Origin of the sequence: Limnohabitans sp. (assembly GCF_023910625.1) — a bacterium.
GTDB lineage: Bacteria > Pseudomonadota > Gammaproteobacteria > Burkholderiales > Burkholderiaceae_C > Limnohabitans_A.
Genome location: NZ_JAAVVW010000002.1, coordinates 271,203 through 296,420, shown reverse-complemented (window position 1 = coordinate 296,420; position 25,218 = coordinate 271,203). Strand labels below are relative to the sequence as shown.

Annotated in this window: 19 protein-coding genes and 5 pseudogenes; 13 read left to right on the top strand and 11 right to left on the bottom strand. The window is 60.1% G+C overall.

Going from position 1 to position 25,218, the window contains the following annotated elements:
• Positions 1 to 68: 68 nt before the first annotated feature.
• On the bottom strand, positions 69 to 968 hold the full coding sequence (locus tag HEQ17_RS01550; protein WP_296290939.1) for a DMT family transporter: 900 nt from the start codon (positions 966 to 968) through the stop codon (positions 69 to 71).
• A gap of 123 nt (positions 969 to 1,091) precedes the next feature.
• Here HEQ17_RS01550 and HEQ17_RS01545 point away from each other — a divergent pair, with 123 nt between their 5' ends.
• Complete coding sequence (locus tag HEQ17_RS01545) at positions 1,092 to 2,075, top strand: quinone oxidoreductase (RefSeq protein ID WP_296290938.1); 984 nt, start codon at positions 1,092 to 1,094, stop codon at positions 2,073 to 2,075.
• A gap of 63 nt (positions 2,076 to 2,138) precedes the next feature.
• On the opposite strand, the gene HEQ17_RS01540 is transcribed toward HEQ17_RS01545, so the two are convergent.
• The 4 genes from HEQ17_RS01540 to HEQ17_RS01525 all read right to left on the bottom strand — a co-directional run bounded on the left by HEQ17_RS01540 (position 2,139) and on the right by HEQ17_RS01525 (position 7,933).
• On the bottom strand, positions 2,139 to 3,293 hold the full coding sequence (locus tag HEQ17_RS01540) for an aminotransferase class V-fold PLP-dependent enzyme (protein WP_296290937.1): 1,155 nt from the start codon (positions 3,291 to 3,293) through the stop codon (positions 2,139 to 2,141).
• 43 nt (positions 3,294 to 3,336) lie between these two features.
• On the bottom strand, positions 3,337 to 3,852 hold the full coding sequence (gene lspA / locus HEQ17_RS01535) for a signal peptidase II (protein WP_296290936.1): 516 nt from the start codon (positions 3,850 to 3,852) through the stop codon (positions 3,337 to 3,339).
• 31 nt (positions 3,853 to 3,883) lie between these two features.
• Complete coding sequence (gene ileS, locus HEQ17_RS01530; RefSeq protein ID WP_296290935.1) at positions 3,884 to 6,763, bottom strand: isoleucine--tRNA ligase; 2,880 nt, start codon at positions 6,761 to 6,763, stop codon at positions 3,884 to 3,886.
• 132 nt (positions 6,764 to 6,895) lie between these two features.
• Entirely contained in the window at positions 6,896 to 7,933 is a 1,038-nt protein-coding gene (locus tag HEQ17_RS01525; protein ID WP_296290934.1) for a bifunctional riboflavin kinase/FAD synthetase, read from the bottom strand.
• Between the two features lie 181 nt (positions 7,934 to 8,114).
• Between HEQ17_RS01525 and HEQ17_RS01520 the strand changes: the two genes are divergently transcribed.
• The 4 genes from HEQ17_RS01520 to HEQ17_RS01505 all read left to right on the top strand — a co-directional run bounded on the left by HEQ17_RS01520 (position 8,115) and on the right by HEQ17_RS01505 (position 10,378).
• Positions 8,115 to 8,672, top strand: a complete 558-nt coding sequence (locus tag HEQ17_RS01520; protein WP_296290933.1) for an HNH endonuclease — start codon at positions 8,115 to 8,117, stop codon at positions 8,670 to 8,672.
• 132 nt (positions 8,673 to 8,804) lie between these two features.
• On the top strand, positions 8,805 to 9,764 hold the full coding sequence (locus HEQ17_RS01515; RefSeq protein WP_296290932.1) for a DNA ligase: 960 nt from the start codon (positions 8,805 to 8,807) through the stop codon (positions 9,762 to 9,764).
• A 64-nt stretch (positions 9,765 to 9,828) separates the two neighbouring features.
• A complete protein-coding gene (locus tag HEQ17_RS01510; protein ID WP_296290931.1) occupies positions 9,829 to 10,116 on the top strand; it encodes a BrnT family toxin in 288 nt (95 codons plus the stop codon).
• Positions 10,085 to 10,378 carry a BrnA antitoxin family protein gene (locus HEQ17_RS01505; protein WP_296290930.1) on the top strand — a complete coding sequence of 98 codons (294 nt, stop codon included), beginning with the start codon at positions 10,085 to 10,087 and terminating at the stop codon, positions 10,376 to 10,378. The genes HEQ17_RS01510 and HEQ17_RS01505 overlap by 32 nt, the downstream gene beginning before the upstream one ends.
• Before the next feature lie 198 nt (positions 10,379 to 10,576).
• Here the strand turns inward: HEQ17_RS01505 and HEQ17_RS01500 are convergent.
• Both HEQ17_RS01500 and HEQ17_RS01495 read right to left on the bottom strand, forming a co-directional pair.
• Positions 10,577 to 11,693, bottom strand: a pseudogene (locus HEQ17_RS01500) (acyl-CoA dehydrogenase family protein).
• Positions 11,694 to 11,705: 12 nt separating this feature from the next.
• Positions 11,706 to 12,888: pseudogene (locus tag HEQ17_RS01495) on the bottom strand (acyl-CoA dehydrogenase family protein).
• 153 nt (positions 12,889 to 13,041) lie between these two features.
• On the opposite strand from HEQ17_RS01495, the gene purN reads away from it, so the two are divergent.
• A complete protein-coding gene (gene purN / locus HEQ17_RS01490) occupies positions 13,042 to 13,653 on the top strand; it encodes a phosphoribosylglycinamide formyltransferase (RefSeq protein WP_296290929.1) in 612 nt (203 codons plus the stop codon).
• Here the strand turns inward: purN and HEQ17_RS01485 are convergent.
• Positions 13,610 to 13,846 (bottom strand): DUF1653 domain-containing protein, encoded by a 237-nt coding sequence (locus HEQ17_RS01485; RefSeq protein WP_296290928.1) that lies wholly within the window; start codon positions 13,844 to 13,846, stop codon positions 13,610 to 13,612. The genes purN and HEQ17_RS01485 overlap by 44 nt on opposite strands.
• Positions 13,847 to 13,900: 54 nt before the next feature.
• Between HEQ17_RS01485 and HEQ17_RS01480 the strand changes: the two genes are divergently transcribed.
• Positions 13,901 to 15,199: an RsmB/NOP family class I SAM-dependent RNA methyltransferase gene (locus HEQ17_RS01480; protein WP_296290927.1), complete on the top strand. Its 1,299-nt coding sequence runs from the start codon at positions 13,901 to 13,903 to the stop codon at positions 15,197 to 15,199.
• 113 nt (positions 15,200 to 15,312) lie between these two features.
• Positions 15,313 to 16,525, top strand: a pseudogene (locus HEQ17_RS01475) (fatty acid desaturase).
• Positions 16,526 to 16,654: 129 nt separating this feature from the next.
• On the opposite strand, the gene rpmG reads toward HEQ17_RS01475, so the two are convergent.
• The 3 genes from rpmG to trxB form a co-directional block, all read right to left on the bottom strand.
• Positions 16,655 to 16,825: a 50S ribosomal protein L33 gene (gene rpmG / locus HEQ17_RS01470; RefSeq protein ID WP_006298735.1), complete on the bottom strand. Its 171-nt coding sequence runs from the start codon at positions 16,823 to 16,825 to the stop codon at positions 16,655 to 16,657.
• 26 nt (positions 16,826 to 16,851) lie between these two features.
• Entirely contained in the window at positions 16,852 to 17,085 is a 234-nt protein-coding gene (rpmB, locus tag HEQ17_RS01465) for a 50S ribosomal protein L28 (RefSeq protein ID WP_296290926.1), read from the bottom strand.
• Between the two features lie 394 nt (positions 17,086 to 17,479).
• Positions 17,480 to 18,439, bottom strand: coding sequence for a thioredoxin-disulfide reductase (trxB, locus tag HEQ17_RS01460; RefSeq protein WP_296290925.1), 960 nt, complete (start codon positions 18,437 to 18,439; stop codon positions 17,480 to 17,482).
• Between the two features lie 161 nt (positions 18,440 to 18,600).
• On the opposite strand from trxB, the gene HEQ17_RS01455 reads away from it, so the two are divergent.
• The 5 genes and pseudogenes from HEQ17_RS01455 (at position 18,601) to HEQ17_RS01435 (ending at position 25,208) form a co-directional block, all read left to right on the top strand.
• Positions 18,601 to 20,994, top strand: coding sequence for a DNA translocase FtsK (locus tag HEQ17_RS01455; RefSeq protein ID WP_296290924.1), 2,394 nt, complete (start codon positions 18,601 to 18,603; stop codon positions 20,992 to 20,994).
• Between the two features lie 5 nt (positions 20,995 to 20,999).
• Complete coding sequence (lolA, locus tag HEQ17_RS01450) at positions 21,000 to 21,686, top strand: outer membrane lipoprotein chaperone LolA (protein ID WP_296290923.1); 687 nt, start codon at positions 21,000 to 21,002, stop codon at positions 21,684 to 21,686.
• Positions 21,687 to 21,702: 16 nt separating this feature from the next.
• A pseudogene (locus tag HEQ17_RS01445) lies at positions 21,703 to 23,002 on the top strand (replication-associated recombination protein A).
• 187 nt (positions 23,003 to 23,189) lie between these two features.
• Positions 23,190 to 24,120, top strand: a pseudogene (locus HEQ17_RS01440) (branched-chain amino acid ABC transporter permease).
• A gap of 11 nt (positions 24,121 to 24,131) precedes the next feature.
• Positions 24,132 to 25,208 carry an ABC transporter ATP-binding protein gene (locus HEQ17_RS01435; RefSeq protein WP_296290922.1) on the top strand — a complete coding sequence of 359 codons (1,077 nt, stop codon included), beginning with the start codon at positions 24,132 to 24,134 and terminating at the stop codon, positions 25,206 to 25,208.
• Positions 25,209 to 25,218: the final 10 nt, after the last annotated feature.

Sequence of the window (25,218 nt, the reverse complement as noted above, 5' to 3'; positions counted from 1 at the left end):
TGCCGCCCAAGCCCAGCCTGTGAATCAATTTGAAAATTTCTGCTGCAACCCGGCAAAACCTTCGCGGCTTATTTTCTTGAAGACACCCAAATGCCGCCAATGATCAGCGCAAACGCCAGCCCGTGGAACAGCTGGGGCAACTCGCCTAAAAAGGCGGCTGAGAAAATGGCCGCAAAGAGTGGGGTGAGGTTGGCAAAAAAGCCCGCGACTGCCGGGCCTGCCTGCTGAACGCCCAGGCCCCAACAGCGGTAGGCCAGCACGGCCGGGCCCACGGCCACAAAGGCCAGCGCAGAAATCAGGGGCCAGCCCCAGGTGATGTGCGCATCGGTCAGGCCCCATTCCATGCCGGCAAACAAGCCCGACCAGGCCAGACCGAACACCACCTGCGCGAGCAAAAAGGCCGCCCAGTCGTTGCGGATGGCTTCGGGCTCATCGCGGCGCGTCAGCATCCAGCTGTACCAGGACCAGCATGCCGTGGCCAGCAAGATGAACAAATCGCCCACCACCAAACGCACCGCCATGAGCTGCGCCCAGTCGCCCCGCGACAACACCACCAGCACGCCAAAAATCGAGAGCACCGCCCCATACACCTGGGCGCGCCGCACCGGCGCCTGAAAAAACAGCGCCCCAATGCCCAGCATCCACACCGGACCACTGGCGGCCACCAGGGTCACATTCAGCGGGGTGGAGGTTTGCAGCGCCAAGTATTGCAGCGCGTTGTAACAACCCACGCCCAGCAAACTGAGCAGGGCAAAACGCCGCCAGTGCTGCCACATTCCGCTGCTGCGCCGCAGAACCCACGACGCCAAGGGCAGCAAGATGAACAGGGCCACAGCCCAACGTAAAAAGTTGAGCGTGATGGGCGGCACCAAGTCGCCGACCAGACGGCCCACTACGGCATTGCCAGCCCACAGCAAAGGGGGCACTGTCAGCAGCAGGGCAGTGACGGGTGAGAGTTTTTGTGACATGAGGCACTGTAGCGACATTCAGCTTGACCCGCTGTCGCCCGGCTGTCCCCACCCCGGACTCCGGCATGAAATTCGTGGCACAGTCAGGCATGATTTGATTTGACCATTCACAGGAGAAATGCCATGAGCCTTGCAGTCCAGATTGACCAGAACGGTGGTCCCGAAGTCATGAAGCTCGTTGACGTGACGGTCGGCGAACCTGGCCCCGGCGAGATCCGCATCGGCCACAAGGCCATCGGCCTGAATTTCATTGACGTGTACCAGCGCAGCGGCCTGTATGCGCTGCCCATGCCGCTCAAGTTGGGCATGGAAGCCTCGGGCGTGGTCGAAGCCGTGGGCGAGGGCGTGACGCACCTGAAGGTGGGTGACCGCGCAGCGTACGCCAGCCAACCGCCCGGCAGCTACTGCGAAGTGCGCGTGATGCCCGCCAAGTGCGTGTGCAAGCTGCCCGATGCGATCTCTTTCGAAACTGGCGCGGCCATGATGCTCAAGGGTTTGACGGCGCAGTACCTGCTCAAGCGCACGCAGCCCCAGGGGGGCCTGAAGGCCGGTGACTTTGTGCTGTTCCACGCTGCGGCGGGTGGCGTGGGCCTGATTGCTTGCCAGTGGGCCAAGGCGCTGGGTTTGCGCCTGATCGGCACCGCCGGCAGCGATGCCAAGTGCACTTTGGCCCTGGCCAATGGCGCCGAGTTTTGCATCAACTACTCCACCGAAGATTTCCAGGCCAAGGTCAAAGAGATCACCGGTGGCAAAGGCGTCAAAGTGGTGTACGACTCGGTGGGCAAAGACACCTGGGACAAGTCGCTCGACTGCTTGGCACCATTTGGTTTGATGGCCAGTTTTGGCAATGCCTCAGGCCCTGTGGCCCCGTTTGCCCCTGGCATCTTGGGCCCCAAGGGTTCGATCTATGTGACGCGCCAGACCTTGTTCAGCCACATCACCACCCGTGAAAATACGCAGGAAATGGCCGATGATTTGTTCGAAGCGGTGACCAGCGGCAAAGTGAAGATCCACATCGACCAGACCTTCCCCTTGGCGCAAATTCAGGACGCCCACATCGCCCTGGAAGCCCGCAAGACCACGGGTTGCACCATCATCACTTTGTGAGTTGATTGCGCCATGACAAAGGCCGGACCCACAGGGTCCGGCCTTTGTCATTTGGAGGATCGGTCAGGCTGCCAGCTTTTCGGCTTCGGCCGGTGCCACGGCGTCCAGCGCTGTGCGCAGCTGTTGCAAGGTGCGCTGCACGTCGTGCCATTTTTCCAGGCCGAACAAGCCCATGCGGAAGGTGCGGAAGTCGGCTGGCTCGTCGCATTGCAGCGGCACGCCCGCAGCAGTCTGCAGGCCTTCGGCCAAGAACTTTTTGCTGCTTTGGATGTCGGGGTCGGTGGTGTAGCTGACGACCACGCCAGGCGCTTCAAAGCCGGGTGCCGCCACACTGGGGAAACCGCGCTCGGCCAGCAACTGGCGCACGGCACGGCCCAATGCCATTTGTTCTTCGCGCACCTTGGCAAAGCCATAGGCATCGGTTTCCACCATCGCATCGCGCAGGCGCAGCAGCGCATCGGTGGGCAAGGTGGTGTGGTACATGTGGCCACCGCCCTCGTAGGTTTCCATCACTTGCAGCCACTTTTTCAGGTCCATGGCGAAGGTGGTGCTGGTGGTGCCGTCAATCGCCTGGCGGGCGCGTTCGCTCAGCATGACCATGGCGCAGCAGGGCGAGCTGCTCCAGCCTTTTTGCGGGGCGCTGATCAACACATCCACCCCCGTGGCCTTCATGTCCACCCACATGGCGCCCGAGGCGATGCAGTCCAGAACCAACAGACCGCCCACCGCGTGCACCGCATCGGACACGGCTTTGAGGTAGCCGTCTGGCAAGATCATGCCGGCGGAGGTTTCCACATGGGGCGCAAACACGATCGCTGGCTTTTCGGCAGCGATCGCGGCGGTCACTTCAGCGATGGGGGCGGGTGCCCAGGCGGCTTGTGAGCCTTCTGCGATTCGGCGGGCCTTGAACACACTGTGGCTTTTCGGGATCTGGCCCATGTCAAAGATTTGCGTCCAGCGGTAGCTGAACCAGCCATTGCGAATCACCATGACGTGCTGGTTGGTGGCAAATTGCCGGGCGACAGACTCCATGCCAAAGGTGCCGCTGCCGGGCACCAGGGCGACCGAGTGTGCACCGTAGACGGTTTTGAGCATGCGCGAGATATCGGTCATCACGCCGCCAAATCGCTTGGACATGTGGTTCAGGGCGCGGTCGGTGTAGACCACCGAAAATTCGAGCAGGCCGTCTGGGTCAATGTGGGGCAGCAATCCGGGCATGGGAGTCTCCTTTTTTCAATCAGGGCAGACAGCTTAACAAAGTTCAACGCCCGCGACGCACGCGCAGGATTTCGTCCAAGATCAGCAGCGCCGCGCCCACGCTGATGCCGGCATCGGCCACGTTGAAGGCCGGGAAGTGCCAGGCACCCCAATAAAAGTCCAGAAAGTCGACCACGTAGCCGTGCACCAAGCGGTCGATCACGTTGCCAATCGCGCCACCCAAAATCAGTGAGATGGCCAGGCTGAAGAGTTTTTGACCGGGGTGTGCGCGCAGCATCCAGACCATGAAGATGGCCGCGGCCACGCCTATGCCGGTGAAAAACCAGCGTTGCCAGCCGCCTGCGCCCGCCAGGAAAGAGAAGGCCGCGCCGTGGTTGTGCACCCGCACCAGGTTAAAAAACGAGGTGATCGGGGTGCTGTCGCCCAGCTGAAAAGCGCCCAGCACCAGCACCTTCGTGAACTGGTCGAGCACCAGCACCAAGAGGGCAATGCCCAGCCAAAGCACCATGCCTTGGCTTTTGCTGGCGTAGCTTTTACCGATTTTTTTGCTGCTGGCCATGGGTTTGCCTTGTGTTGTTTGCGCGTGAATGTCAGGCAACCAGGCGGGTTTCGCCAGCACCGTGCAGGTTGCTCACGCAGCGCCCGCAAATCGTGGGGTGGTTGGCGTTGTGGCCCACGTCGTCGGCGTAGTGCCAGCAGCGCTCGCATTTGATGGCTTGGCTGGCGGTCACTTGCACGGCGAGGGCGTCGCCTGCTTGGAGCGTCACTTTGGAGGTGATGAACACGAACTTGATGTCCGCGCCCAAGCTGGCCAGCAGGGCGTGGTCAGCGGCGGGTGCAGTCAAGGTGATTTCGGCTTGCAGCGATGCGCCCACTTGGCCTGCAACACGCAGGTTTTCGATGTCTTTGTTCACCAGATCGCGGATTTCGCGGATGCGACCCCACTTCGCCAGCAACTGCTCATCGGCCGTACCGAAGTCGCTGAAGGTTTCCAGGAAGATGGATTCCGATGTGCCAAATGTGGTCCAAGCTTCTTCGGCCGTGAAGGATAAGAACGGCGCCATCCAGCGCAGCATGCCGTGGGTGATGCGGTAGAGCGCGGTTTGTGCGCTGCGGCGCGCCAGCGACTTGGGGGCGGTGGTGTAGAGGCGGTCTTTCAGCACATCCAGATAAAACGCGCCCAGGTCTTCCGAACAATAAATTTGCAGCTTGGAGACCACGGGGTGGAATTCGTACATGTCGAAGTGGGCGCGGATGTCGGCTTGCAACTGCGCGGCGCGGGCCAGCGCAAAGCGGTCGATCTCCAGCAATTGGTCATCAGCCACGGCATCCTGCGCCGGGTCAAAGTCGCTCACGTTGGCCATCAAGAAGCGCAGCGTGTTGCGGATGCGGCGGTAGCTGTCCACCACGCGGGCCAGGATTTTTTCGTCAATATTGAGGTCGCCCGAGTAGTCGGTGCTGGCCACCCACAGGCGCACGATTTCTGCACCCATTTTGGAAGTGATGGTTTGCGGGTCCACCGTGTTGCCCAGCGACTTGCTCATCTTGCGTCCTTGGCCGTCGGTGGCAAAGCCGTGGGTCAGCAGGCCCCGGTAAGGTGCACGGTCGTACAGCGCGCAGCCCAGCAGCAGCGAGCTGTGGAACCAGCCGCGGTGCTGGTCGTGGCCTTCCAAATACAGGTCGGCTTCAGGGCCTTCGGCGTGGAAGGGCGGCACGCCGTAAGCGTCTTTGTGGCTGCCGCGCAGCACATGCTGGAAGGTGGAGCCCGAGTCGAACCAGACTTCCAGAATGTCGGTGCTCTTGGTGTAGTGCGGCGCGTCCTGTGCACCCAAAATTTCTTCCACCGTCACGCGGCTCCAAGCTTCGATGCCGCCTTTTTCGACGATGTCAGCGGCTTGGTCCAGGATGGCCATGGTGTTGGGGTGCAGTTCGCCCGAGTCCTTGTGCAGAAAGAACGGCACGGGCACGCCCCAGGAGCGCTGGCGCGAGATGCACCAGTCGGGGCGGTTGGCGATCATGTCGCGCAGGCGGGTCTTGCCGTTCTCGGGGTAGAACTGCGTTTGCTCGATCGCGTCGAGTGCCAGCTGGCGAAGGGTCTTGGGCGCTTTGTCTTGGGTGAACACGCCCTCGCCCTCGTCCATGCGCACAAACCATTGGGCGGCAGCGCGGTAGATGACGGGCGTTTTGTGGCGCCAGCAGTGGGGGTAGCTGTGGGTGATTTCCACCGTGGCCATCAGGCGGTCACTTTGGCCCAGCACCTCGATCACGTGGGCACAGGCTTTCCAGATGTGCTGGCCGCCAAAGAAAGGCAGCTCTTCGGCGTACACGCCATTGCCTTGCACCGGGTTGAGGATGTCGTCGTAGGCCAGGCCGTTGGCGATGCAGGAGTTGAAGTCGTCCACGCCGTAGGCGGGGGACGAGTGCACGATGCCTGTACCGTCGGTGGCGGTCACGTACTCGGCCAGGTACAGGGGCGATGGGCGGCGGTAGCTGTATGGGCCACCTTCTTCAGCGCTCACAGTGTCATGAAACGGGTGGCGGAACACCAGGCCGCGCAACTTCTCGCCCACAGCGGTGGCAATCACAGAGCCTTCGAGCTTGTAGCGCTCCAGGCATTTCTCGACCAAGCTGGCAGCCAGCAGCAACACGCCACGGGGCGTGTCCACCAGGGCATATTCCAGCTCGGGGTGGGCGTTGAGCGCTTGGTTGGCGGGAATCGTCCAGGCGGTGGTGGTCCAGATGACGGCAAAGGCCTTTTTGCTGCCCTCGCCAGGCAGCTGGGGCAGGCCAAAGGCGGCAGCCAGCGCGGCGGTGTTGTCGGCTTCAAAAGCCACGTCCAGCGTGTCGCTCTTTTTGTCGGCGTATTCGATCTCGAATTCGGCGAGCGACGAGCCGCAGTCAAAGCACCAGTAAACGGGTTTGAGGCCACGGTAAACAAAGCCACGCTCGATCACGCGTTGGAAGGCGCGGATTTCACCGGCTTCGTTGGCAAAGTCCATGGTGCGGTAAGGGCGCTCCCAGTCGCCGAGCACGCCCAGGCGCTTGAAGTCTTCGCGTTGCTGGCCGATTTGCTCGGTGGCAAAGGCGCGGCTCTTGGCCTGCATGTCGTCACGGCTGAGCTTGCGGCCATGCAGTTTTTCGATCGCGTTTTCGATCGGCAGGCCATGGCAGTCCCAGCCGGGGATGTATTGCGCGTCAAAGCCCGCCAATTGCTTGGACTTGACGATCATGTCTTTGAGCACTTTGTTCAGCGCGTGGCCGATGTGCAGCTTGCCGTTGGCATAGGGCGGGCCGTCGTGCAGCACGAACAGCGGTGCGCCTTGACGGGCAGCGCGCAGTTTTTTGTACAAACCACCGTCGTTCCACTCGCTCACCCAGCCCGGCTCGCGCTTGGGCAGGTCGCCGCGCATCGGGAACGGGGTGTCCATCATGTTGATGCGGGTGTCGGGGTTCTGGGTTGGGTCGGTCATGGTGCGTCAAGTCGAGAGGGCTTCGACAAGCTCAGCCCGAGCGGCGGGCCGTTCGGAGAGATCAAGAGGGGGTGGGCCGTTGAGGTCGTTCGCCCTGAGCCTGTCGAAGGGCAGCAAACGAGGGCCAGAGCGTCAAATTCGGTCGCGGGTGGTTTGGCGGCTGGTTTCACCATGACGGGAAGCAAACCACGCCTGTGCATCGTCACAGTCTTTGGCAATGCCCTTTGTCAGGGCGTCCAGACCGTCGTATTTGAGCTCGTCGTGTAATTTATGCAGCAAGTCCACCCGAATGATTTTACCGTAGCCCCCTTCAGCCCCCAGATGGGCAGGCCAGTCGAAGGCATGCGTCTCCAGCAGCACGCGCCCGCCATTGACGTCATTCGGGTCCAGCGAGGGGCGGATGCCCAGGTTGGCCACGCCCTTCAAGGGTTGATCAGCCAGGCCATGCACCTGCACCACAAAGATGCCGCTGGCCGCAGGCTTCCAGTGCGAAAAACGCAAATTCAGGGTGCGAAAGCCGTCGCCTGCCCCTTGGGCTGTGGCGGCCAACTCGCGGCCCAGCTTGCGCCCGTGCACCACATGGCCGCTGATGCTGTAGGGGCGGCCCAGCAGGGCCTGTACCGCGGGCAGATCGCCTTTGGCCAGCGCATCGCGCACGGCCGAGCTGGACACGCGCAGGCCGCGCACCTCGTAGCTGTTCATGCGGGCCACGTCAAAGCCCAAGCTTTGTCCGGCAGTGTCGAGCATGGCGTAGTCGCCCGCGCGCTTGGCACCAAAGCGGAAATCGTCGCCCACCAACACATAGCGCACGCCCAGGCCGCGCACCAGCACCTGCTCAATGAAGTCTTGGGGTGACTGGCTGGCCAGCCGGGCGTCAAAGGGCACCACCACCACCTGGTCCACGCCGCAGCGCTCAAGTTCTTGCAGTTTGTCGCGCATCGTGGCGATGCGGGCCGGGGCCAGATCGGGCTGGTGGAGGGCCTTGGCAAAGTAGTCACGCGGGTGGGGCTCGAAGGTCATCACGCAGCTGGGCACGCCCCGGTGGGCCGCTTCGCTGCGCAGCAGGGCCAGCATGGCCTGGTGACCCCGGTGTACGCCGTCAAAGTTGCCGATCGTCAAAGCGCAAGCGGGGGCCAGATAGGGATGGTGGAAGCCTCGGTAAACCTTCATGTCGCTCGTGATGTCCTGCCGTTGATCCGGCACAAGCGCCAGCATTCACGGTATTGTCCATGTAAGAGGGTATATTGTGACTGAGCCCGATCCCGCTGGCGGCGGCTTCCAGAGTTGAACAGCAGGATCGAGACGGGACTTATCGTGTCAGTGGTTTTTGAACTGTTGGATGGAGGCGTCTGTGAAGGTTTTGAAACTCTCGGCCCAAGGCTTGCCGCAATCGTGGATCACCCTGGAGCAAGCGGTCACCCATTACGCCGCCGACGAGGTGCGCTGGGAAGCGGGTCAGCAATTGGCGGTTTTTCACGGCGGTCACAACGCGCTCACAGGCCAGCAATCCATCATCACCGTCAACAGCATCATCGGCACCCAGGGCGTGCCGCGCATCAACCCGTTTGAGTTGCGATCGGGCTTGACCAACACCAAATTGTTTGTGCGTGACCGCCAGGTGTGCGCCTATTGCGGTGGGCATTTCCACGAGTCGGAACTGACCCGCGAGCACATCGTCCCGCTGGCGCAACGTGGCCCAGACCACTGGATGAATGTGGTGACCGCCTGCCGTTCCTGCAACCACCGCAAAAGCAACCGCACGCCCGAGCAGGCCCGCATGCCCCTGCTGTATGCGCCTTATGTGCCCAGCCTCTGGGAAGACTTCATCTTGCGCAACCGCCGTATCCTGGCTGATCAAATGGCCTTCTTGATGGCGCATGTGCCCAAGGGCTCGCGCTTGATGGCCTGAGCGGGACAGCCAGACGACGCGGCTTGCGCGGATGCGCAAAGCGTCGCATCATTACCTCCTGAAAACAAAAGACCCCAACCTGGCTGGCTTTCAAGGCAGCTTTGGGCCTTGGGGTCATCAGGGAGTCTGACCATGCCCCCCCCAGCTTTGGCTTTTTTGTCAGGCCGCGACCCGGCCCCACTCGAGGGCCGCGCTTCGCGCCGGCCTCAGGCACCCACTTCAGGCCTGTGCCGACGCGCCAGCTTGTCGGCGCTGCTCTTGTCGCCTTGGCTGATGCCCAGTGTTTGGGCCCAGGCCGTGGGGCCGGTTCCGTCTGGGGAGCCGAGTGGCGTTCAGCTGGCCATGCCCTGGCCCCCAGGGCGTTCGCCACAAGGGTTTTCAGTGAGTGAAAAATTCGACGGCGTTCGGGCCGTCTGGGATGGGCAGGTCTTGCGTTTTCGCAGTGGCCGGGTGATTGCGGCCCCGGTTTGGTTTTTGTCGGCGCTGCCCCGGGTCGCGCTCGACGGCGAGTTGTGGATGGCCCGTGGGGCGTTTGACCGGCTGTCTGGCGCAGTGCGGCAAGCCGAGCCCGATGTCGAGGCCTGGCGGGCGGTGAAGTACCTGGTGTTTGACGCGCCAGGCCACGCCGCACCGTTTGCACAGCGGGTGGCATTTATGCAGTCGACCTTGGCTCAGGCGCAGCAGCCCTGGCTGATGCCGGTCGCGCAGCTTGAGGTGAACGACGCCCGCGCTTTGCAAGCGCTTTTGCAGGAGACGGTGCGCCAAGGCGGCGAGGGGCTGATGCTGCACCGCGCCGATGCCCTGTGGCAGCCCGGCCGCAGCGATGCACTGTTCAAGCTCAAACCCGAACAGGACGAGGAGGGGCTCGTGGTGGGCCACCAGCCGGGTAAAGGGCGTTTGCTGGGCATGACCGGGGCTTTGTTGGTGCAAATGCCGTCGGGCCAGCGCTTTGCCTTGGGCTCGGGCCTGAGCGATTCCCAGCGCCGCAACCCTCCGCCCGTGGGGGCTTGGGTCACTTACCGATACCGTGACCGCACGCCTTGGGGCCTGCCGCGTTTTGCGTCTTTTCTGCGGGTGCGCGAGGCGGAGTGAGTCATCAAGGGTATTCGGAATGTATAAAAAACTTGCAATCTTCATTTAATGTGCATACAATAAGATGGCACATATTAGATTCGATCCAGCCAAAAACGGCTCCAACATAGCGAACCGTGGTTTGTCGTTTGAGCTCGTCGAGCTGATGGAGTGGGCCACTGCGCTGATGGAGGAGGACACCCGCAAAGCGTATGGAGAGCGGCGATTTCAGGTGCTGGGGTACATCGGGGAACGCTTGCACGCCATGGTCTTCACGCCGCGCGAAGGCAAGGTGCATGTCATCAGCCTGCGCAAGGCCAATTCGAGAGAGGTCAAGAAATATGCAAAAACGCCCAAATCCAGAACTGATTGATTCCGACAACCCGGAATGGACGGATGCAGACTTTGCCCTAGCCCGCCCTGCATCTGAGGTGTTGCCCGAGCTGTTTGGATCCCAGGCCGCACAGACGATGCTCAAGCCACGAGGGCGTCCAAGGGCTGAGGTTGTCAAAGAACGCATCACCATCCGCTTTGATGCCGATGTACTGGAAGCTTTCCGGTCCACCGGCAAGGGTTGGCAGACCCGTATGAATGACGCCATGCGTGACTGGGTGCGAGCCCAATCCACGGTGTAGTTCGCGGATTTGCCAACACGAAGTTTTGAGAAACAAAAAAACCCCTTTCGGGGCCTTGTTCTTGCATGGCTCATTCAAACGATTATGGTGTTGAGCCGCAAGACGAAAGGGCGGCGCGTTTCGGCCTCAGAGGCGCTTGGCTTTGCCACATCGCCCGACCCGCGCCGCCCTCCCGCCTGGCGGGGTTCGTTGATCGGATCAGGCGAACACGCCCGCCGTCTCCTGCATGCGGGCCGACACTTCGCCCAGTTGGTGCAATGTGTCGCCAAACGTCATGTCCAACTGAGTCAATTTCTTGAAGTAATGGCTCACGATGTACTCGTCCGTCACCGCAATGCCGCCGTGCAACTGCACCGACTGCTGGCCGATGAAACGCATGGAGGTGCCGAGCTGGTACTTGGCACGCGCCATGGCGCGGCGGCGTTCTTCGGCCGGGGCGTGCAATTTCAGGCTGGCGTAGTAGCTCATCGAGCGGCCCAGCTCCAGCTGCATCTTCATGTCGGCCACGCGGTGGCGCAGGGCCTGAAAGCTGGCAATGGCCACACCGAATTGCTTGCGGGTGTTCATGTAGTCCACGGTGATGGCCAAGGTCTTGTCCATCACGCCCACGGCTTCGGCGCAGCTGCAGGCGATGCCGATGTCCACCGCTTCCTCTAAGAGCCGACAGGCCGTTCAGGGTGATGAGCTGGGCAGAGGCTTGGCTCAAGACCACTTCGGCGGCGCGTGAGCCGTCTTGCGTCAGGTAACCCTGGGTGCTCACACCGCTGGCGGTGCGCTCGACCAAGAACAAGGCCAAAGCGCCCTTGGCCATGGCGGGAACGATGAAGGCATCGGCCTGGTCGCCCACGGCCACCACGCTCTTGGTGCCGCTCACAGTCCAGGCGTCACCCGATTCAGAGGCCACAGCGGCGCAGCGGCTCAGTTGGTAGCGCGCAGCGCGCTCTTGATGCGCCAGCACCACAATGGCTTCGCCTGTCGCCATGCGTGGCAGCCAGGCCGCTTGCAGGGCAGCAGGGGCGTGGGTTTGCAGGGTGGCGCTGGCGATCAGGGTTTGGGTCAGGGGTTCGAGCACGATGCCGCGCCCCAACTCTTCCATGGCCACCATGGCTTCGGTCGGGCCCATGCCCATACCGCCGTGTTCTTCGCTCACATACAAGCCCGTCAGGCCCAGTTCGGCCAGCTCGGTGTAAGCGGCGCGGTCAAAGCCTCCGGCCGCCACGATGGCGCGGCGGCGGTCAAAGTCGTATCCCTTGTCCACCCATTTGCGCACCGCGTCACGCAGTTGTTCTTGGTCGTCAGAAAAATCGAAATCCATGTGCTTGTCTCCTTAACCCAGAACTGTCTGGGCGACGATGTTGCGTTGCACTTCGTTGCTGCCGCCATAAATGGTGGTCTTGCGCATGTTGAAGTAATTGGCGGCCAGGGGCGCATTGGCCAGGGTGCCGCCGGGGAAGTTGCCTTGCCAGCCCGCTTCCATGGCTTCAAAGATGCAGGGCACGGCAAAAGGCCCGGCCGCTTGCATCATCAGCTCGGTGTAGCGCTGCTGGATTTCGCTGCCCTTGATTTTGAGCAGACCGGCAATGTCGAGTGAGTTCTTGCCGGACTTTTCGGCCGACAAGACACGCAACACCAACATTTCGAGTGCCACGATGTCGACTTCGAGCTTGGCGATTTCATCGCGGAAGCGCAGGTCGTCGTAGACGCCTTCGGCTTTGGCGATGCGCTTCAAGCGCTCGAGCTCGCGCTTGGCGCGGTTCACGTCGGCGATGTTGGTGCGCTCGTGGGCCAGCAGGTGCTTGGCGTAGTTCCAGCCCTTGTTTTCTTCGCCCACCAGGTTTTCCACCGGCACTTCGACGTTGTCAAACCAGACTTCATTGACCTCGCATTCGCCATCGAGCAGCTTGATGGGGCGCACGGTGATGCCGGGCGATTTCATATCGATCAACAAAAAGGAAATGCCGGTTTGGGGCTTGCCTTCAGTGCTGGTGCGCACCAGGCAGAAAATCCACTCGCCGTACTGGCCCAGGGTGGTCCAGGTTTTTTGGCCATTCACGATGTATTTGTCGCCTTGGCGCTCGGCGCGGGTTTTCAGCGAGGCCAGGTCCGAGCCGGAACCCGGCTCGCTGTAGCCCTGGCTCCACCAGACTTCGCCGCTGGCGATGCCGGGCAAAAAGCGCTGCTGCTGCTCGGCATTGCCAAAGGCCATGATGACTGGGGCCACCATCACGGGGCCAAAAGGCACCACACGGGGAGCACCGGCCAAAGCGCACTCTTCTTCAAACAGGTGCTTTTGCACCGCGGTCCAGCCCGGGCCGCCAAACTGCTGCGGCCAGCCATAACCGAGCCAGCCCTTTTTGCCCAAAATTTTGGCCCAGGCCTGCATGTCCTCAGCGCGTCAGGCGCATGGCGTTGTGCACTTTTTGCGAAAGCTCGGTCGGCAAGTTTGCCTTGACCCAAGTACGAACTTCGTCTCGAAACGCGAGTTCTTCGGGGGTGAATGCCAAATCCATGGGAAAATTTCTCCGTTGGTGAAAGCCTTGTGCTTGCGCGGTGCAAACAAAATCAAACGACCGTGCTTTTTATCACGCTCCGCAAGCTTGTTCCTGTCTTTGGAGCGACAAACAAGGGTTTGCAGGGGGTGTGCTGGGATAATCCCTGCACTCATGAAAAATATTGTCATTTTGATCTCGGGCGCGGGCTCCAATATGGCGGCCATCGTGCGCGCCGCCCGGCAAGCGCAGTGGGCGCAGCGCCTGAATGTTCGCGTGGCCGCAGTCATCAGCAACAAAACTGACGCCAAAGGCTTGGCTTGGGCGCAAGACCAGGGCATCGCCACAGCGGCGCTGGACCACAGGAGCTTTGCCAGCCGCGAAGACTTCGACACCGCCTTGATGGCCGAAATCGACCGTTTTGCCCCAAATTTGCTGGTGTTGGCGGGTTTCATGCGCATCCTCACGCCAAGTTTTGTAGCGCATTACGCCGGGCGTTTGCTCAACATTCACCCGTCCTTGTTGCCCGCTTTTCCGGGGCTGCACACCCACCAGCGCGCCATCGATGCTGGTTGCCAATTTGCCGGGGCCACGGTGCACCAGGTCACGTCCGATCTGGACCACGGCCCCATTCTGGCGCAAGCGGTGGTGCCGGTGCTGCCTGGCGACAGCGCTGAAGACCTGGCTGCACGGGTGCTCACGCAAGAGCACCTGATTTACCCAAGGGCCGTGGCAGCGTTTTTCAATTCCCAATTCGCGCAAAGCGCGGTTGAAGCTGGCCGTTGAATTCGGCCACTTCGGCAAACATGGCGGCGGGGCGTACCCACAGGCCTTGCTCGCCATACAGGGCCTGGTAAAGCGTCATGGGCTGCAAGTCTTCGCTGTGGCGCACGGTGCCCAGCACGCGGTATTGACCCCCCTTGTAGTGTTGGTAGAGCCCTTTGGGCGTTTCGATCATCGGTGGCAGTGGTTCTGACATGTCTTTCCTGATGTGTGTCTGTCACAAGGGTTGGGGATGGGACAATGCACCTCTATGCATCCCAAAGCCCTTTTAGACGCCTGCGCCGATTTGGTCAGGCTGGTCCTCCAATTTGAACATCCCGCCGACGCTGTCGTGTCGCGCTTTTTTCGTGAACACCGTGCCCTGGGGCCCCGCGAACGCGCCACCTTGGCTGAAACCGCCTTTGCCGTGTTGCGCAAAAAGCTGTTGTATGAGCAACTGGCCCGTTCGGGCTCGGGAGCCAATGAGCGCAAGCTGGCCATTTTGGGGTTTTGGGGCCCGCGCGATTTTCTGGCTTCGGCGCTCAATGACACCGAAAAGCAGTGGTTGGCCACTTGCGATGCGATTCCCGCTGACGCGCTGATGGCCCCGCACCGCCACAATTTGCCCGAGTGGATGGCGCAAGCCCTGCAGGCCCAATTGGGCAACGACTTCTGGGCGCTGGCCGAACACCTGCAGCAACCGGGCACGCTGGACTTGCGCGTGAACACCTTCCAGGCCAAGCGCAGCGAGATCCAAAAAGAGCTGGCGCAAGCAGGCATTGCCGCCGAACCCACGCCGTATTCGCCTTGGGGTCTGCGCTTGCAAGGCAAGCCTGCCCTGCAAAAAACCGATGCGTTCACGCGGGGCGCCATCGAAGTGCAAGACGAAGGTTCGCAGCTTTTGGCCTTGCTGGTGGACGCCCACAGGGGCGAGATGGTGGTGGACTTTTGTGCCGGTGCAGGTGGCAAGACGCTGGCGCTGGGCGCGGCCATGCGCAGCACGGGCCGCTTGTACGCCTTTGACGTGTCGGGCCACCGCCTGGATGCGCTCAAACCTCGCATGGCACGCAGCGGCTTGTCGAATGTGCACCCGGCGGCCATTGCCCATGAGCGCGATGACCGCGTCAAGCGCCTGGCGGGCAAGATCGACCGCGTGCTGGTCGATGCCCCTTGCTCGGGCCTGGGCACCTTGCGCCGCAACCCAGACTTGAAATGGCGGCAAAAGCCCCAAGCTGTTCTGGAGTTGACCGAGAAGCAACAAGCCATCTTGCAAAGTGCCTCACGCATGGTCAAGTCGGGCGGCCGCTTGGTGTATGCCACTTGCAGCATGTTGCCCGAAGAAAACGAGCTGATCGCGCAAGCCTTCAGCGCTGACAACCCCGACTTTGTTCCCCTCAATGTGGCCCAAGAACTTGAACGGCTCAAGGTGCCCGCCGCCGCCAGCTTGTGTTCCCCGGCACTTTCGGTTGATGAGTCGACGAATGAGCAATCTGGCGGTACATTTCTACGCTTGTGGCCTCACCGCCATGCCACAGATGGTTTTTTTGCAGCAGCTTGGGTTAAAAAGTAAACATTTAAGACCTCATGGATTCCTGATGCTTTGAAACTGCTGTCCTTTTGGCGGCGGTAAACTTAAAATCAATGAATGGCCTGAAATCCGGGCTACAGTAGAAAGACAGACTCATGTTCTTGCCTGATTGGGCTTTTTGGGATGCGGTGATTCACTGGATGGGCCATGGCCTGTTCGATCTGGCCTGGTGGCAAATGGTGCTGATCACCTTGGCCCTGACCCACATCACCATAGCCAGCGTCACCATTTTTCTGCACCGTCACCAGGCGCACCGCGCTTTGGACCTGCACGCCATTCCCTCGCACTTCTTTCGTTTATGGCTGTGGCTGACCACTGGCCAGGTGACCAAGGAGTGGGCCGCTATCCACCGCAAACACCACGCCAAGTGCGAGCAAGCTGAAGACCCGCACAGCCCGCATGTGCACGGCATCAAAACCGTTTTGTTCAAGGGTGCCGAGCTGTACCGCCAGGAGTCCAAAAACAAGGAAACCCTGCAGCGCTATGGTCACGGCACGCCCGACGACTGGATCGAGCACAATCTCTACGCCCGCTTTTCCTGGCAAGGCGTGGCCTTGATGCTGATCATTGACGTGGCGCTCTTTGGCTTTTTGGGCCTGACGGTCTGGGCGGTTCAAATGGCCTGGATTCCCGCCACTGCCGCTGGCATCATCAACGGTGCAGCCCACTACTGGGGCTTACCGCAACTTTGAGGCGCACGACGCCAGCACCAACATCTCGCCATGGGGCATCCTGATCGGTGGCGAAGAGTTGCACAACAACCACCACACTTACCCCACGTCGGCCAAGTTGTCGGTCAAGCCTTACGAGTTCGACATCGGCTGGTTGTACATCCGAACACTCGAAACCCTGGGGCTGGCGACCGTCAAAAAGACACCTCCCCGTCTGGCTTATGGCGACATTCGTCCTGTGGCCGACGAGAAGACGCTGGAAGCACTGATCGCCAATCGCTACGAAGTGATGGCAGGTTATGCACGCAATGTGCGTGCGGTGATGCAGCAGGAAGCCACCCAAATTAAGCTCGATGCCGATGTATTGAAGACCGCCCAACGCTGGTTGCACCGCGATGCCGCCAAAGTACCCTCAGCGGCGCAGGCGCAGCTCGAACAAGCCCGTGCTGCCAGCCCTGTGCTCGACAAAATGTTGCACATGCGCGAAGAGTTGAGTCAGATCTGGCTTAACACCTCGCACTCACGTGAGCAATTGGCCGCTGATTTGCAAGCTTGGTGTCGTCGAGCCGAAGAAAGCGGTATTGCTGCCTTGCGTGACTTCTCTGTGAAGTTGCGCGCAGTTCGTCAAACAGCCTGATTTTTCCTGCCGTCGTACTCCCATTCAGGGCCTTCGGACCTGACTGCTTTTTTTGAAATCAAAAAGATTCAGACATAAAAAAACCCGCTGTATTCGCAGCGGGTTTTTTGTTCCAAGGCGTAGGCCGAATCACTTCAGCTTGATTTCCTTGTATTCAACATGCTTGCGAGCTTTGGGGTCGAACTTCATGATCGACATTTTCTCGGGCATGGTTTTCTTGTTTTTGCTGGTCGTGTAGAAGTGACCCGTGCCTGCTGTGGATTCCAGCTTGATTTTTTCGCGTCCGCCTTTGGTTGCCATGGTGGTTGACTCCTGATGTTCTGGGTTTAGGCTTGACCGCGTGCACGCAGGTCTGCGAGCACGGCATCGATGCCGTTTTTGTCGATCAGGCGCAGAGCGGCGCTGGAAACGCGCAAACGCACCCAACGGTTTTCTGTTTCAACCCAGAAACGACGGTATTGCAGGTTCGGCAGGAACCGGCGCTTGGTTTTGTTGTTGGCGTGGGAGACGTTGTTTCCCGTCATTGGGCCTTTGCCCGTTACTTCGCAAACGCGTGCCATGTGGACACTCCGATACTTTTCAAACAGCCGGTGCCGATGGGTCTCGTGCAGATCTGCACGGGGCCTGGCGCTCCAGCCTCACCTCGCCAAGATGGGTGGCGGTATCCCAGATTGCTGTCTCTGTGACCCCGAATGACAATCCGGGCAGTTCCAGCAAAGCCTTGAATTATAGCCAGAAAACCAGGGGGGTTGGACTCTTTGGACGGTCTTTTGTGGAAAAATCAAGGTGGTTTGAGCTTGGGTGGTGAGGCGCTGCGGGTGCCTGCCGGGGTTCAGAGGCGCTTCGCTTTCGCCACATCACCCCGGCAGGCACCCGCAGCGCCTTTGGGGAGGTTCGCTGATGGCGCACAAACGCCATTTGGCCTGCTTTGCGGATGGCCAAATGGCTGTAAGTTCAAGCGTTGTGTTGTTCCAGGAAGCGTTGGGCATCCAATGCTGCCATGCAGCCGGTCCCCGCGCTGGTGATGGCCTGGCGGTAAACGTGGTCTTGCACGTCGCCTGCAGCGAACACGCCGTGCACCGAGGTTTGGGTGGCAAAACCCTTCAAGCCGCTTTGGGTCACGATGTAGCCGTTTTCCAGTTCAAGCTGGCCTTGGAAGATGTCGGTGTTGGGCGAGTGGCCAATCGCGATGAAGCAGCCTTTGAGTTCCACGTCTTCCAAACTGCCGTCTTTGGTGCTTTTCAAGCGCACGCCGGTCACGCCGGTGTTGTCACCCAGCACCTCTTCCAGGGTTTGGAAGGTTTTCAGCACGATCTTGCCAGCGGCCACTTTGTCCATCAGCTTGTCCACCAGAATGGGTTCGGCCTTGAACTTGTCGCGGCGGTGGATCAGATAGACCTTGCTGGCGATGTTGGAGAGGTACAGGGCTTCTTCAACGGCCGTGTTGCCGCCGCCCACCACGCAGCACAGCTGGTCGCGGTAGAAAAAGCCGTCGCAGGTGGCGCAGCCGCTCACGCCGCGGCCCATGAAGGCGGTCTCTGACGGCAGGCCCAGGTATTTGGCCGAAGCGCCGGTGGCGATGATCAGGCTGTCGCAGGTGTAAGTGCCGCTGTCGCCGATCAGGGTGAAGGGGCGCTGCTCAAGTTTGACGGTGTGGATGTGGTCAAAAATGATTTGGGTGTTGAAACGCTCGGCATGCTCCTGGAAACGTTGCATCAGGTCCGGGCCTTGCACGCCGTGCACGTCAGCGGGCCAGTTGTCCACTTCGGTGGTGGTCATGAGCTGGCCGCCTTGCGCCATGCCGGTGATCAACAGGGGTTTGAGGTTGGCGCGTGCGGCGTAAACGGCGGCGGTGTAACCGGCAGGGCCGGAGCCGAGGATCAGGACTTGGGCGTGTTGGGATGAGTCAGACATGTTGGGCAATCGGCGGGTAAGAAGTGGGAAAATGCAGCATCTGGGCTGCCGCAGCACCTTCGATTGTAAGAAGCTGCGAAAGTCTGGTTGGCCAGGGGACTTGCAGCCGCGCCGTGCTTGCGGGAATCTGGCCTTGATCGGGTAAGCTTAAGGGCTAATTCATGAACTATTCACTCCATACCTTGATCAATCCACTGGCCCGAACGCCTGAGTCTGAAGATTTGCCGTCTTTCTGGTCTCGTTTTGCCCAGGAAATCGGCTTGCTTTTGGGGGGCACCTTGCTTTTGTTGGGGTTTTGGGCCTTGTGGACGTATCACCCTGGCGATGCGGCTTGGTCCACTTCGGGCAGCGGTCAAGTTCTGCGCAATGGGGCCGGCCGTGGTGGGGCGTGGTTGGCAGATCTGGTATTTTTCAGCATCGGTTTTTCGGCTTGGTGGTGCTGGATTGCGGGACTTCATGTTTGGTCTGTCGGTTTGACCCGCTGGATGCGAGGGCCTTCTGAAAAAGAGCCGTCTTGGATGAACTGGCGGCAAAGCCGGTGGACCTTTTGGATGGGTTTGATGGTGTTGTTGGCCTCGAGTGCCAGCTTGGAATGGGCTCGCTTGCATCGCCTTGAGGCATTTTTGCCAGGACACAGTGGCGGTGTTCTGGGCTTTTGGCTCGGTTCTGCCGGTGTGCGCTGGCTCGGTTTCACTGGATCAGCCTTGTTGGGCATTGCTCTAGTGCTCTTGGGGGCGTCTTGGGTTTTTCGATTCTCCTGGGTTGATTTAGCCGAGTCGTTGGGTGCGCGAATTGATGGCTTGGTTCAATCCAGACAGGTCAAGCGGGAAATACAAGAGGACTTGGCCTTGGGTCAAAGGGCCTTGCGTGAACGCGAAAAATCTTTGTCTGTTCAGGCCATCGAGCCACATGGGAGTCTCGACCCGGTTCTGGCACCCGATGGGCAGTTGGATCTGGAGCCTTTGCCTTTGGTGGCTCAGCCGCCAGCACCCATGGTCATCGAGCCAGGAGTCATGGCGGTGCCGCCCAGCGAACGCGTGGTCAAGGAACGACAGAAACCCCTCTTCAATGAGTTGCCAGACAGCCAATTACCGCAGGTGGACTTACTTGACAGTTTGTCGGTAAGGCAAGAAACGGTCTCGCCCGAGACACTGGAGATGACCAGCCGTCTCATCGAGAAAAAGCTCAAGGATTTCGGTGTGGAAGTGCGTGTCGTTGCTGCTGCCCCCGGGCCGGTGATCACGCGTTATGAGATCGAACCGGCGACCGGCGTCAAGGGCTCGCAGGTGGTGAACCTTGCCAAAGATCTAGCGCGCTCGCTCAGCCTGGTGTCCATCCGGGTGATCGAGACGATTCCAGGCAAGAATTACATGGCGCTGGAATTGCCTAACGCCAAGCGCCAGTCGATCAAGCTCAGCGAGATATTGGGCTCGCAGGTCTACCACGAAGCCAAGTCCATGCTGACCATGGGTCTGGGCAAAGACATCATCGGCAACCCGGTGGTGGCCGATCTGGCCAAGATGCCCCACGTGCTGGTGGCGGGTACCACAGGCTCGGGCAAGTCGGTGGGCATCAATGCCATGATCTTGTCGCTGCTCTACAAGGCAGAAGCGCGTGATGTGCGCCTCTTGATGATCGATCCCAAGATGCTGGAAATGTCGGTCTATGAAGGCATTCCGCACCTGTTGGCTCCGGTGGTGACCGACATGCGTCAGGCGGCGCACGGGCTGAACTGGTGCGTAGCCGAGATGGAAAAGCGCTACAAGCTGATGAGCAAGATGGGAGTGCGCAATCTGGCGGGCTTCAACCAGAAAATCGACGAAGCCACCGCCCGAGAAGAGTTCATCTACAACCCCTTCAGCCTCACGCCTGACGATCCCGAGCCGCTCAAGCGCCTTCCGCACATCGTGGTGGTGATCGACGAGTTGGCCGACCTTATGATGGTGGTGGGCAAGAAGATCGAAGAGTTGATTGCGCGCCTGGCCCAAAAGGCCCGTGCGGCGGGTATCCATTTGATTTTGGCCACGCAGCGACCCAGCGTGGACGTGATCACCGGTCTCATCAAGGCCAACATTCCGACCCGCATTGCGTTCCAAGTCTCCAGCAAGATCGACAGCCGCACCATTCTGGACCAAATGGGGGCCGAAGCCCTGTTGGGCATGGGTGACATGCTGTACATGCCTTCGGGGACGGGTTTCCCGATCCGGGTGCATGGCGCTTTTGTGAGTGACGAGGAAGTGCACCGCGTGGTCAATTACCTCAAGAGCCAGGGTGAGCCCGATTACATCGAAGGTGTGCTCGAAGGCGGCACCACCGACGACGATGGCGGCATGCTGGGCGAGGGTGACAACGCCGAAAAAGACCCGATGTACGACCAAGCTGTGGAAGTGGTGCTGAAGAACCGCAAGGCCAGCATCTCATTGGTTCAGCGCCACCTCAAGATTGGTTACAACCGTGCAGCCCGTCTGGTGGAAGACATGGAAAAAGCCGGTTTGGTCAGCGCTATGAGTGGCAGCGGTCAGCGCGAAATTTTGGTGCCCGCCAGGGCCGAGTAACTGCAATGACGATTCATTTTTTATCCCGCCGTACATGGCTTGCTGGCTGGGTGCAAGGCTTGGGCGCATGGACCGTTTTGTCGCTGGCTTTGCCTGTGCAGGCCGATGCGGTGGATTTGTTGGCACAGTTTGTCAAACTCGCTCGCAGTGGCCGTGCGGACTTTACGCAAGTTGTTACCTCGCCCAGCCGGGTGGGTCAAACGCCCCGCATCAAGACATCGAGCGGAAGTTTCGAGTTTCAACGGCCGGGCAAATTCCGTTTTGACTACCGCAAACCTTTTGTGCAAACCTTGCTGGCCGATGGTCAGACATTGTGGATGCACGATATTGAGCTGAACCAGGTCACGGCCCGCAAGCAACAGCAAGTTCTGGGCACCACACCCTTGGGCTTGTTGACCGCCGGGAGCGACTTGCAATCGCTCAAGGCCGATTTCCAGTTCAGCCCGGAGCCAGCCCGCGACGGTCTGGAGTGGGTTCGTGCAACCCCTTTGGCCGCCGATGGTCAAATTCGTGCCGTGATGGTGGGGCTGCGCGCCTCGCCTTTGGGGCCCGAGTTGGCTGTGCTCGATGTGCAAGACAATTTGGGACAGAGGTCTGTCCTGACTTTTTCCGCCTTTCAACTTAACCCTGTCTTGCCTGCCAGTCAGTTTGTTTTCAAGCCTCCTGTGGGCACCGACATCCTCCGTCCTTGATGCAGTCAGGGTGTTGATGAAAGCCGCCAAGCCCACACCCCATGCCCCATTGGCCGAGCGACTGCGCCCCCAGAGTCTGGGCCAGGTCATCGGTCAGCAGCACCTGTTAGGTGATGGCATGGCCTTGCGCCTGGCGTTTGAATCAGGTCAACCCCATAGCTGCATTTTGTGGGGGCCACCCGGCGTCGGTAAAACCACCATTGCCCGTCTCATGGCCGATGCGTTCGATGCGCAGTTCCTGAGCATCAGCGCCGTGCTCGGCGGCATCAAGGACATCCGAGAAGCGGTCGACAAAGCCCAAGCGGTCCGCACTGGCTTGCACCCGCAGAGCACCATCATGTTTGTAGACGAGGTGCATCGCTTCAACAAAAGCCAGCAAGACGCTTTTTTGCCGCATGTCGAAAGTGGGCTGTTCACCTTCATTGGGGCCACCACCGAAAACCCGTCTTTTGAGGTCAACTCGGCCTTGCTTTCCCGTGCGGCTGTGTACGTGCTGCAGCCCCTTTCCGAGGACGACTTGCAGCACATCGTGGTTCGGGCCCGGGCCATCCAGGCCATTCCCGCCATCGAGCCAGAGGCACTGGCCCGCTTGCTGGCCTATGCCGATGGCGACGCCAGGCGGCTGCTCAACACCCTGGAGACGTTGGCCATGGCGGCCCAGCAAGAAAGCATCGACCCGGTGACCGACGCTTGGTTGCTGCGGGTACTGGGCGAGCGCATGCGCCGCTACGACAAAGGCGGCGAGCAGTTCTACGACACCATCAGCGCGCTGCACAAATCGGTGCGGGGCTCAGACCCGGATGCCGCCCTGTATTGGTTACGTGCGCATGCTCGACGGGGGGGCGGATCCGCGCTACATGGCCCGCCGCCTGATCCGCATGGCCAGTGAAGACATTGGCTTGGCCGACCCGCGTGCCCTGCGCATGGCGCTGGACGCTGCCGACGTGTACGAACGACTGGGCAGCCCCGAGGGCGAGTTGACGCTGGCACAGTGTGTGATTTATCTGGCGGTGGCCCCCAAATCGAATGCCGCCTACAAAGCTTTCAATCAGGCCAAAGCCTGGGTCAAACAAGATGGCACCCGTCCGGTCCCCATGCATTTGCGCAATGCACCCACCCAGCTCATGAAACAGTTGGATTACGGCAAGGGTTACCGCTATACCCATGACGAAGAAGATGGTTTTGCCGCTGGTGAGCGTTATCTGCCCGAAGGGATGGCTGAACCCGGATTTTACCGACCTGTGCAGCGAGGGCTGGAAATCAAGATCGCCGAAAAACTGGCCCAGTTGCGACAGAAAAATGCGGCTGCAGGGTAATTCCCGAGCGTATTGAATACTGGAGAGATACTTTCTTTCACTACAATCCCGCCACTCCCGCCCGACAACACATTGATCTGGCGATTTTTTACGGGTGGAGCTAGGGCAGAACCAAAAGGCCCAGCCCGGAGCAAACAACAACCGAAGCCAAAACTTGCCAAGAGCAAGTTCAAACCCGGAGTGATTTATGGACGTTTTTCTGCAGCAGGTCATCAATGGCCTGGTCATGGGCAGCATGTATGCCCTGGTGGCCTTGGGCTACACCATGGTGTACGGCATCATCAACTTGATCAACTTCGCCCACGGCGATGTGCTGATGGTGGGGGCGCTGACCAGCTGGTCTGTCATCGGCATGATGCAAGATGGCATGCCTAGGTTCCCCGGGCTGGGTGATTTTGATTTTGGCCACCTTGATCGCTTGTATCGTTGCTGCTGTGCTGAATTTCACCATTGAAAAAGTGGCCTATCGGCCCTTGCGCAACAGCCCCAAGCTGGCCCCCCTGATCACCGCCATTGGCATGAGCATCTTGCTGCAGACCTTGGCCATGATCATCTGGAAGCCCAATTACAAGGCTTACCCCACACTGCTGTCCAGCACGCCCATCAACATGGGTGGTGTGGTGATCACGCCCACACAAATCATGATTTTGGGCGTCACGGCCGTGTCCTTGGCCATCTTGATGTGGCTGGTCAATTACACCCGCTTGGGCCGCGCCATGCGCGCCACATCCGAGAACCCGCGTGTGGCCGCCTTGATGGGCGTCAAGCCTGACATGGTCATCTCGGCCACCTTTGTGATCGGTGCCGTGTTGGCCGCCATTGCCGGTGTGATGTACGCGTCCAACTACGGCACGGCGCAACACGCGATGGGCTTCTTGCCTGGCCTCAAAGCCTTCACAGCGGCGGTGTTTGGCGGCATTGGCAACCTGGCCGGAGCCGTCATTGGTGGTATTTTGCTGGGCCTGATCGAAGCCATTGGTTCGGGCTACATCGGTTACCTGACTGGGGGTGTGCTGGGCAGCCACTACACCGACATTTTTGCGTTCATTGTTTTGATCATCGTGTTGACCCTGCGCCCCTCGGGCCTCATGGGTGAACGTGTGGCCGACCGCGCCTGATGGAGGTGAACATGAAAAACAACAAGACACTTCAGTACATCCTGATCGGCGCAGCGCTCATCGCCTTGCCCCTGATCCTGCAAATGTTTGGCAACGCTTGGGTGCGCATTGCCGACATGGCATTGCTCTACATCCTGCTGGCCATTGGGCTGAACATCGTGGTGGGCTACGCGGGTCTGCTTGACCTGGGTTATGTGGCTTTTTTCGCGGTGGGGGCTTACATGTACGGCCTGCTGTCGTCACCCCATCTGACCAACACCTTTGCGTGGATCGCTGCCGCCTACCCCACGGGTATGCACATGCCCATTTGGCTCATCTTGCCTGTGGCTGCCGCTTTGGCGGGTTTGTTCGGCATGCTGCTGGGGGCGCCCACGCTCAAATTGCGTGGCGACTATTTGGCCATCGTGACTTTGGGTTTTGGTGAAATCATCCGTGTGTTCATGAACAACTTGGACCACCCGGTCAACATCACCAATGGCCCCAAGGGCTTGTCCCAGATCGATCCCATTTCGATCTTTGGTGTGAACCTGGGTCAAAAACTGATGATTGGCGATTTTGAAATCGCCTCGGTTTCGCTTTACTACTACCTGTTCCTGAGCCTGGTGCTGGTGACGATTTTGATCTCGCACCGTCTGGAGGTGTCCCGCATTGGCCGTGCCTGGATGGCGATCCGTGAAGACGAAGTCGCTGCCAAAGCCATGGGGCTGAACACCCGCAACCTGAAGCTGCTGGCCTTTGGCATGGGCGCCACTTTTGGGGGTGTGTCAGGCGCGATGTTTGCTGGGTTCCAGGGCTTCATCTCGCCCGAGTCCTTCAGTTTGATGGAGTCGGTGATGATCGTGGCCATGGTGGTTTTGGGTGGGTTGGGCTATTTGCCTGGTGTGATTCTGGGGGCCATTTTGTTGTCGGCTTTGCCCGAAGTGCTGCGCTATGTGGCCGGCCCCTTGCAGGAGATGACCGGGGGGCGCCTCGATGCGGCCATCTTGCGCCAGTTGCTGGTGGCCCTGGCCATGATCGTGATCATGTTGATGCGGCCTCGCGGGCTGTGGCCTTCGCCTGAGCACGGCAAATCGCTCACGGCGAAATGAAGGAGCAGAC

Excerpts from the sequence above, each read along its gene's own strand:
- HEQ17_RS01550 (WP_296290939.1), bottom strand. The coding sequence starts at position 968 with ATGTCACAAAAACTCTCACCCGTCACTGCCCTGCTGCTGACAGTGCCC.
- HEQ17_RS01545 (WP_296290938.1), top strand. The coding sequence starts at position 1,092 with ATGAGCCTTGCAGTCCAGATTGACCAGAACGGTGGTCCCGAAGTCATG.
- HEQ17_RS01540 (WP_296290937.1), bottom strand. The coding sequence starts at position 3,293 with ATGCCCGGATTGCTGCCCCACATTGACCCAGACGGCCTGCTCGAATTT.
- lspA (WP_296290936.1), bottom strand. The coding sequence starts at position 3,852 with ATGGCCAGCAGCAAAAAAATCGGTAAAAGCTACGCCAGCAAAAGCCAA.
- ileS (WP_296290935.1), bottom strand. The coding sequence starts at position 6,763 with ATGACCGACCCAACCCAGAACCCCGACACCCGCATCAACATGATGGAC.
- HEQ17_RS01525 (WP_296290934.1), bottom strand. The coding sequence starts at position 7,933 with ATGAAGGTTTACCGAGGCTTCCACCATCCCTATCTGGCCCCCGCTTGC.
- HEQ17_RS01515 (WP_296290932.1), top strand. The coding sequence starts at position 8,805 with ATGCCCCCCCCAGCTTTGGCTTTTTTGTCAGGCCGCGACCCGGCCCCA.
- HEQ17_RS01510 (WP_296290931.1), top strand. The coding sequence starts at position 9,829 with ATGGCACATATTAGATTCGATCCAGCCAAAAACGGCTCCAACATAGCG.
- HEQ17_RS01505 (WP_296290930.1), top strand. The coding sequence starts at position 10,085 with ATGCAAAAACGCCCAAATCCAGAACTGATTGATTCCGACAACCCGGAA.
- purN (WP_296290929.1), top strand. The coding sequence starts at position 13,042 with ATGAAAAATATTGTCATTTTGATCTCGGGCGCGGGCTCCAATATGGCG.
- HEQ17_RS01485 (WP_296290928.1), bottom strand. The coding sequence starts at position 13,846 with ATGTCAGAACCACTGCCACCGATGATCGAAACGCCCAAAGGGCTCTAC.
- HEQ17_RS01480 (WP_296290927.1), top strand. The coding sequence starts at position 13,901 with ATGCATCCCAAAGCCCTTTTAGACGCCTGCGCCGATTTGGTCAGGCTG.
- rpmG (WP_006298735.1), bottom strand. The coding sequence starts at position 16,825 with ATGGCAACCAAAGGCGGACGCGAAAAAATCAAGCTGGAATCCACAGCA.
- rpmB (WP_296290926.1), bottom strand. The coding sequence starts at position 17,085 with ATGGCACGCGTTTGCGAAGTAACGGGCAAAGGCCCAATGACGGGAAAC.
- trxB (WP_296290925.1), bottom strand. The coding sequence starts at position 18,439 with ATGTCTGACTCATCCCAACACGCCCAAGTCCTGATCCTCGGCTCCGGC.
- HEQ17_RS01455 (WP_296290924.1), top strand. The coding sequence starts at position 18,601 with ATGAACTATTCACTCCATACCTTGATCAATCCACTGGCCCGAACGCCT.
- lolA (WP_296290923.1), top strand. The coding sequence starts at position 21,000 with ATGACGATTCATTTTTTATCCCGCCGTACATGGCTTGCTGGCTGGGTG.
- HEQ17_RS01435 (WP_296290922.1), top strand. The coding sequence starts at position 24,132 with ATGAAAAACAACAAGACACTTCAGTACATCCTGATCGGCGCAGCGCTC.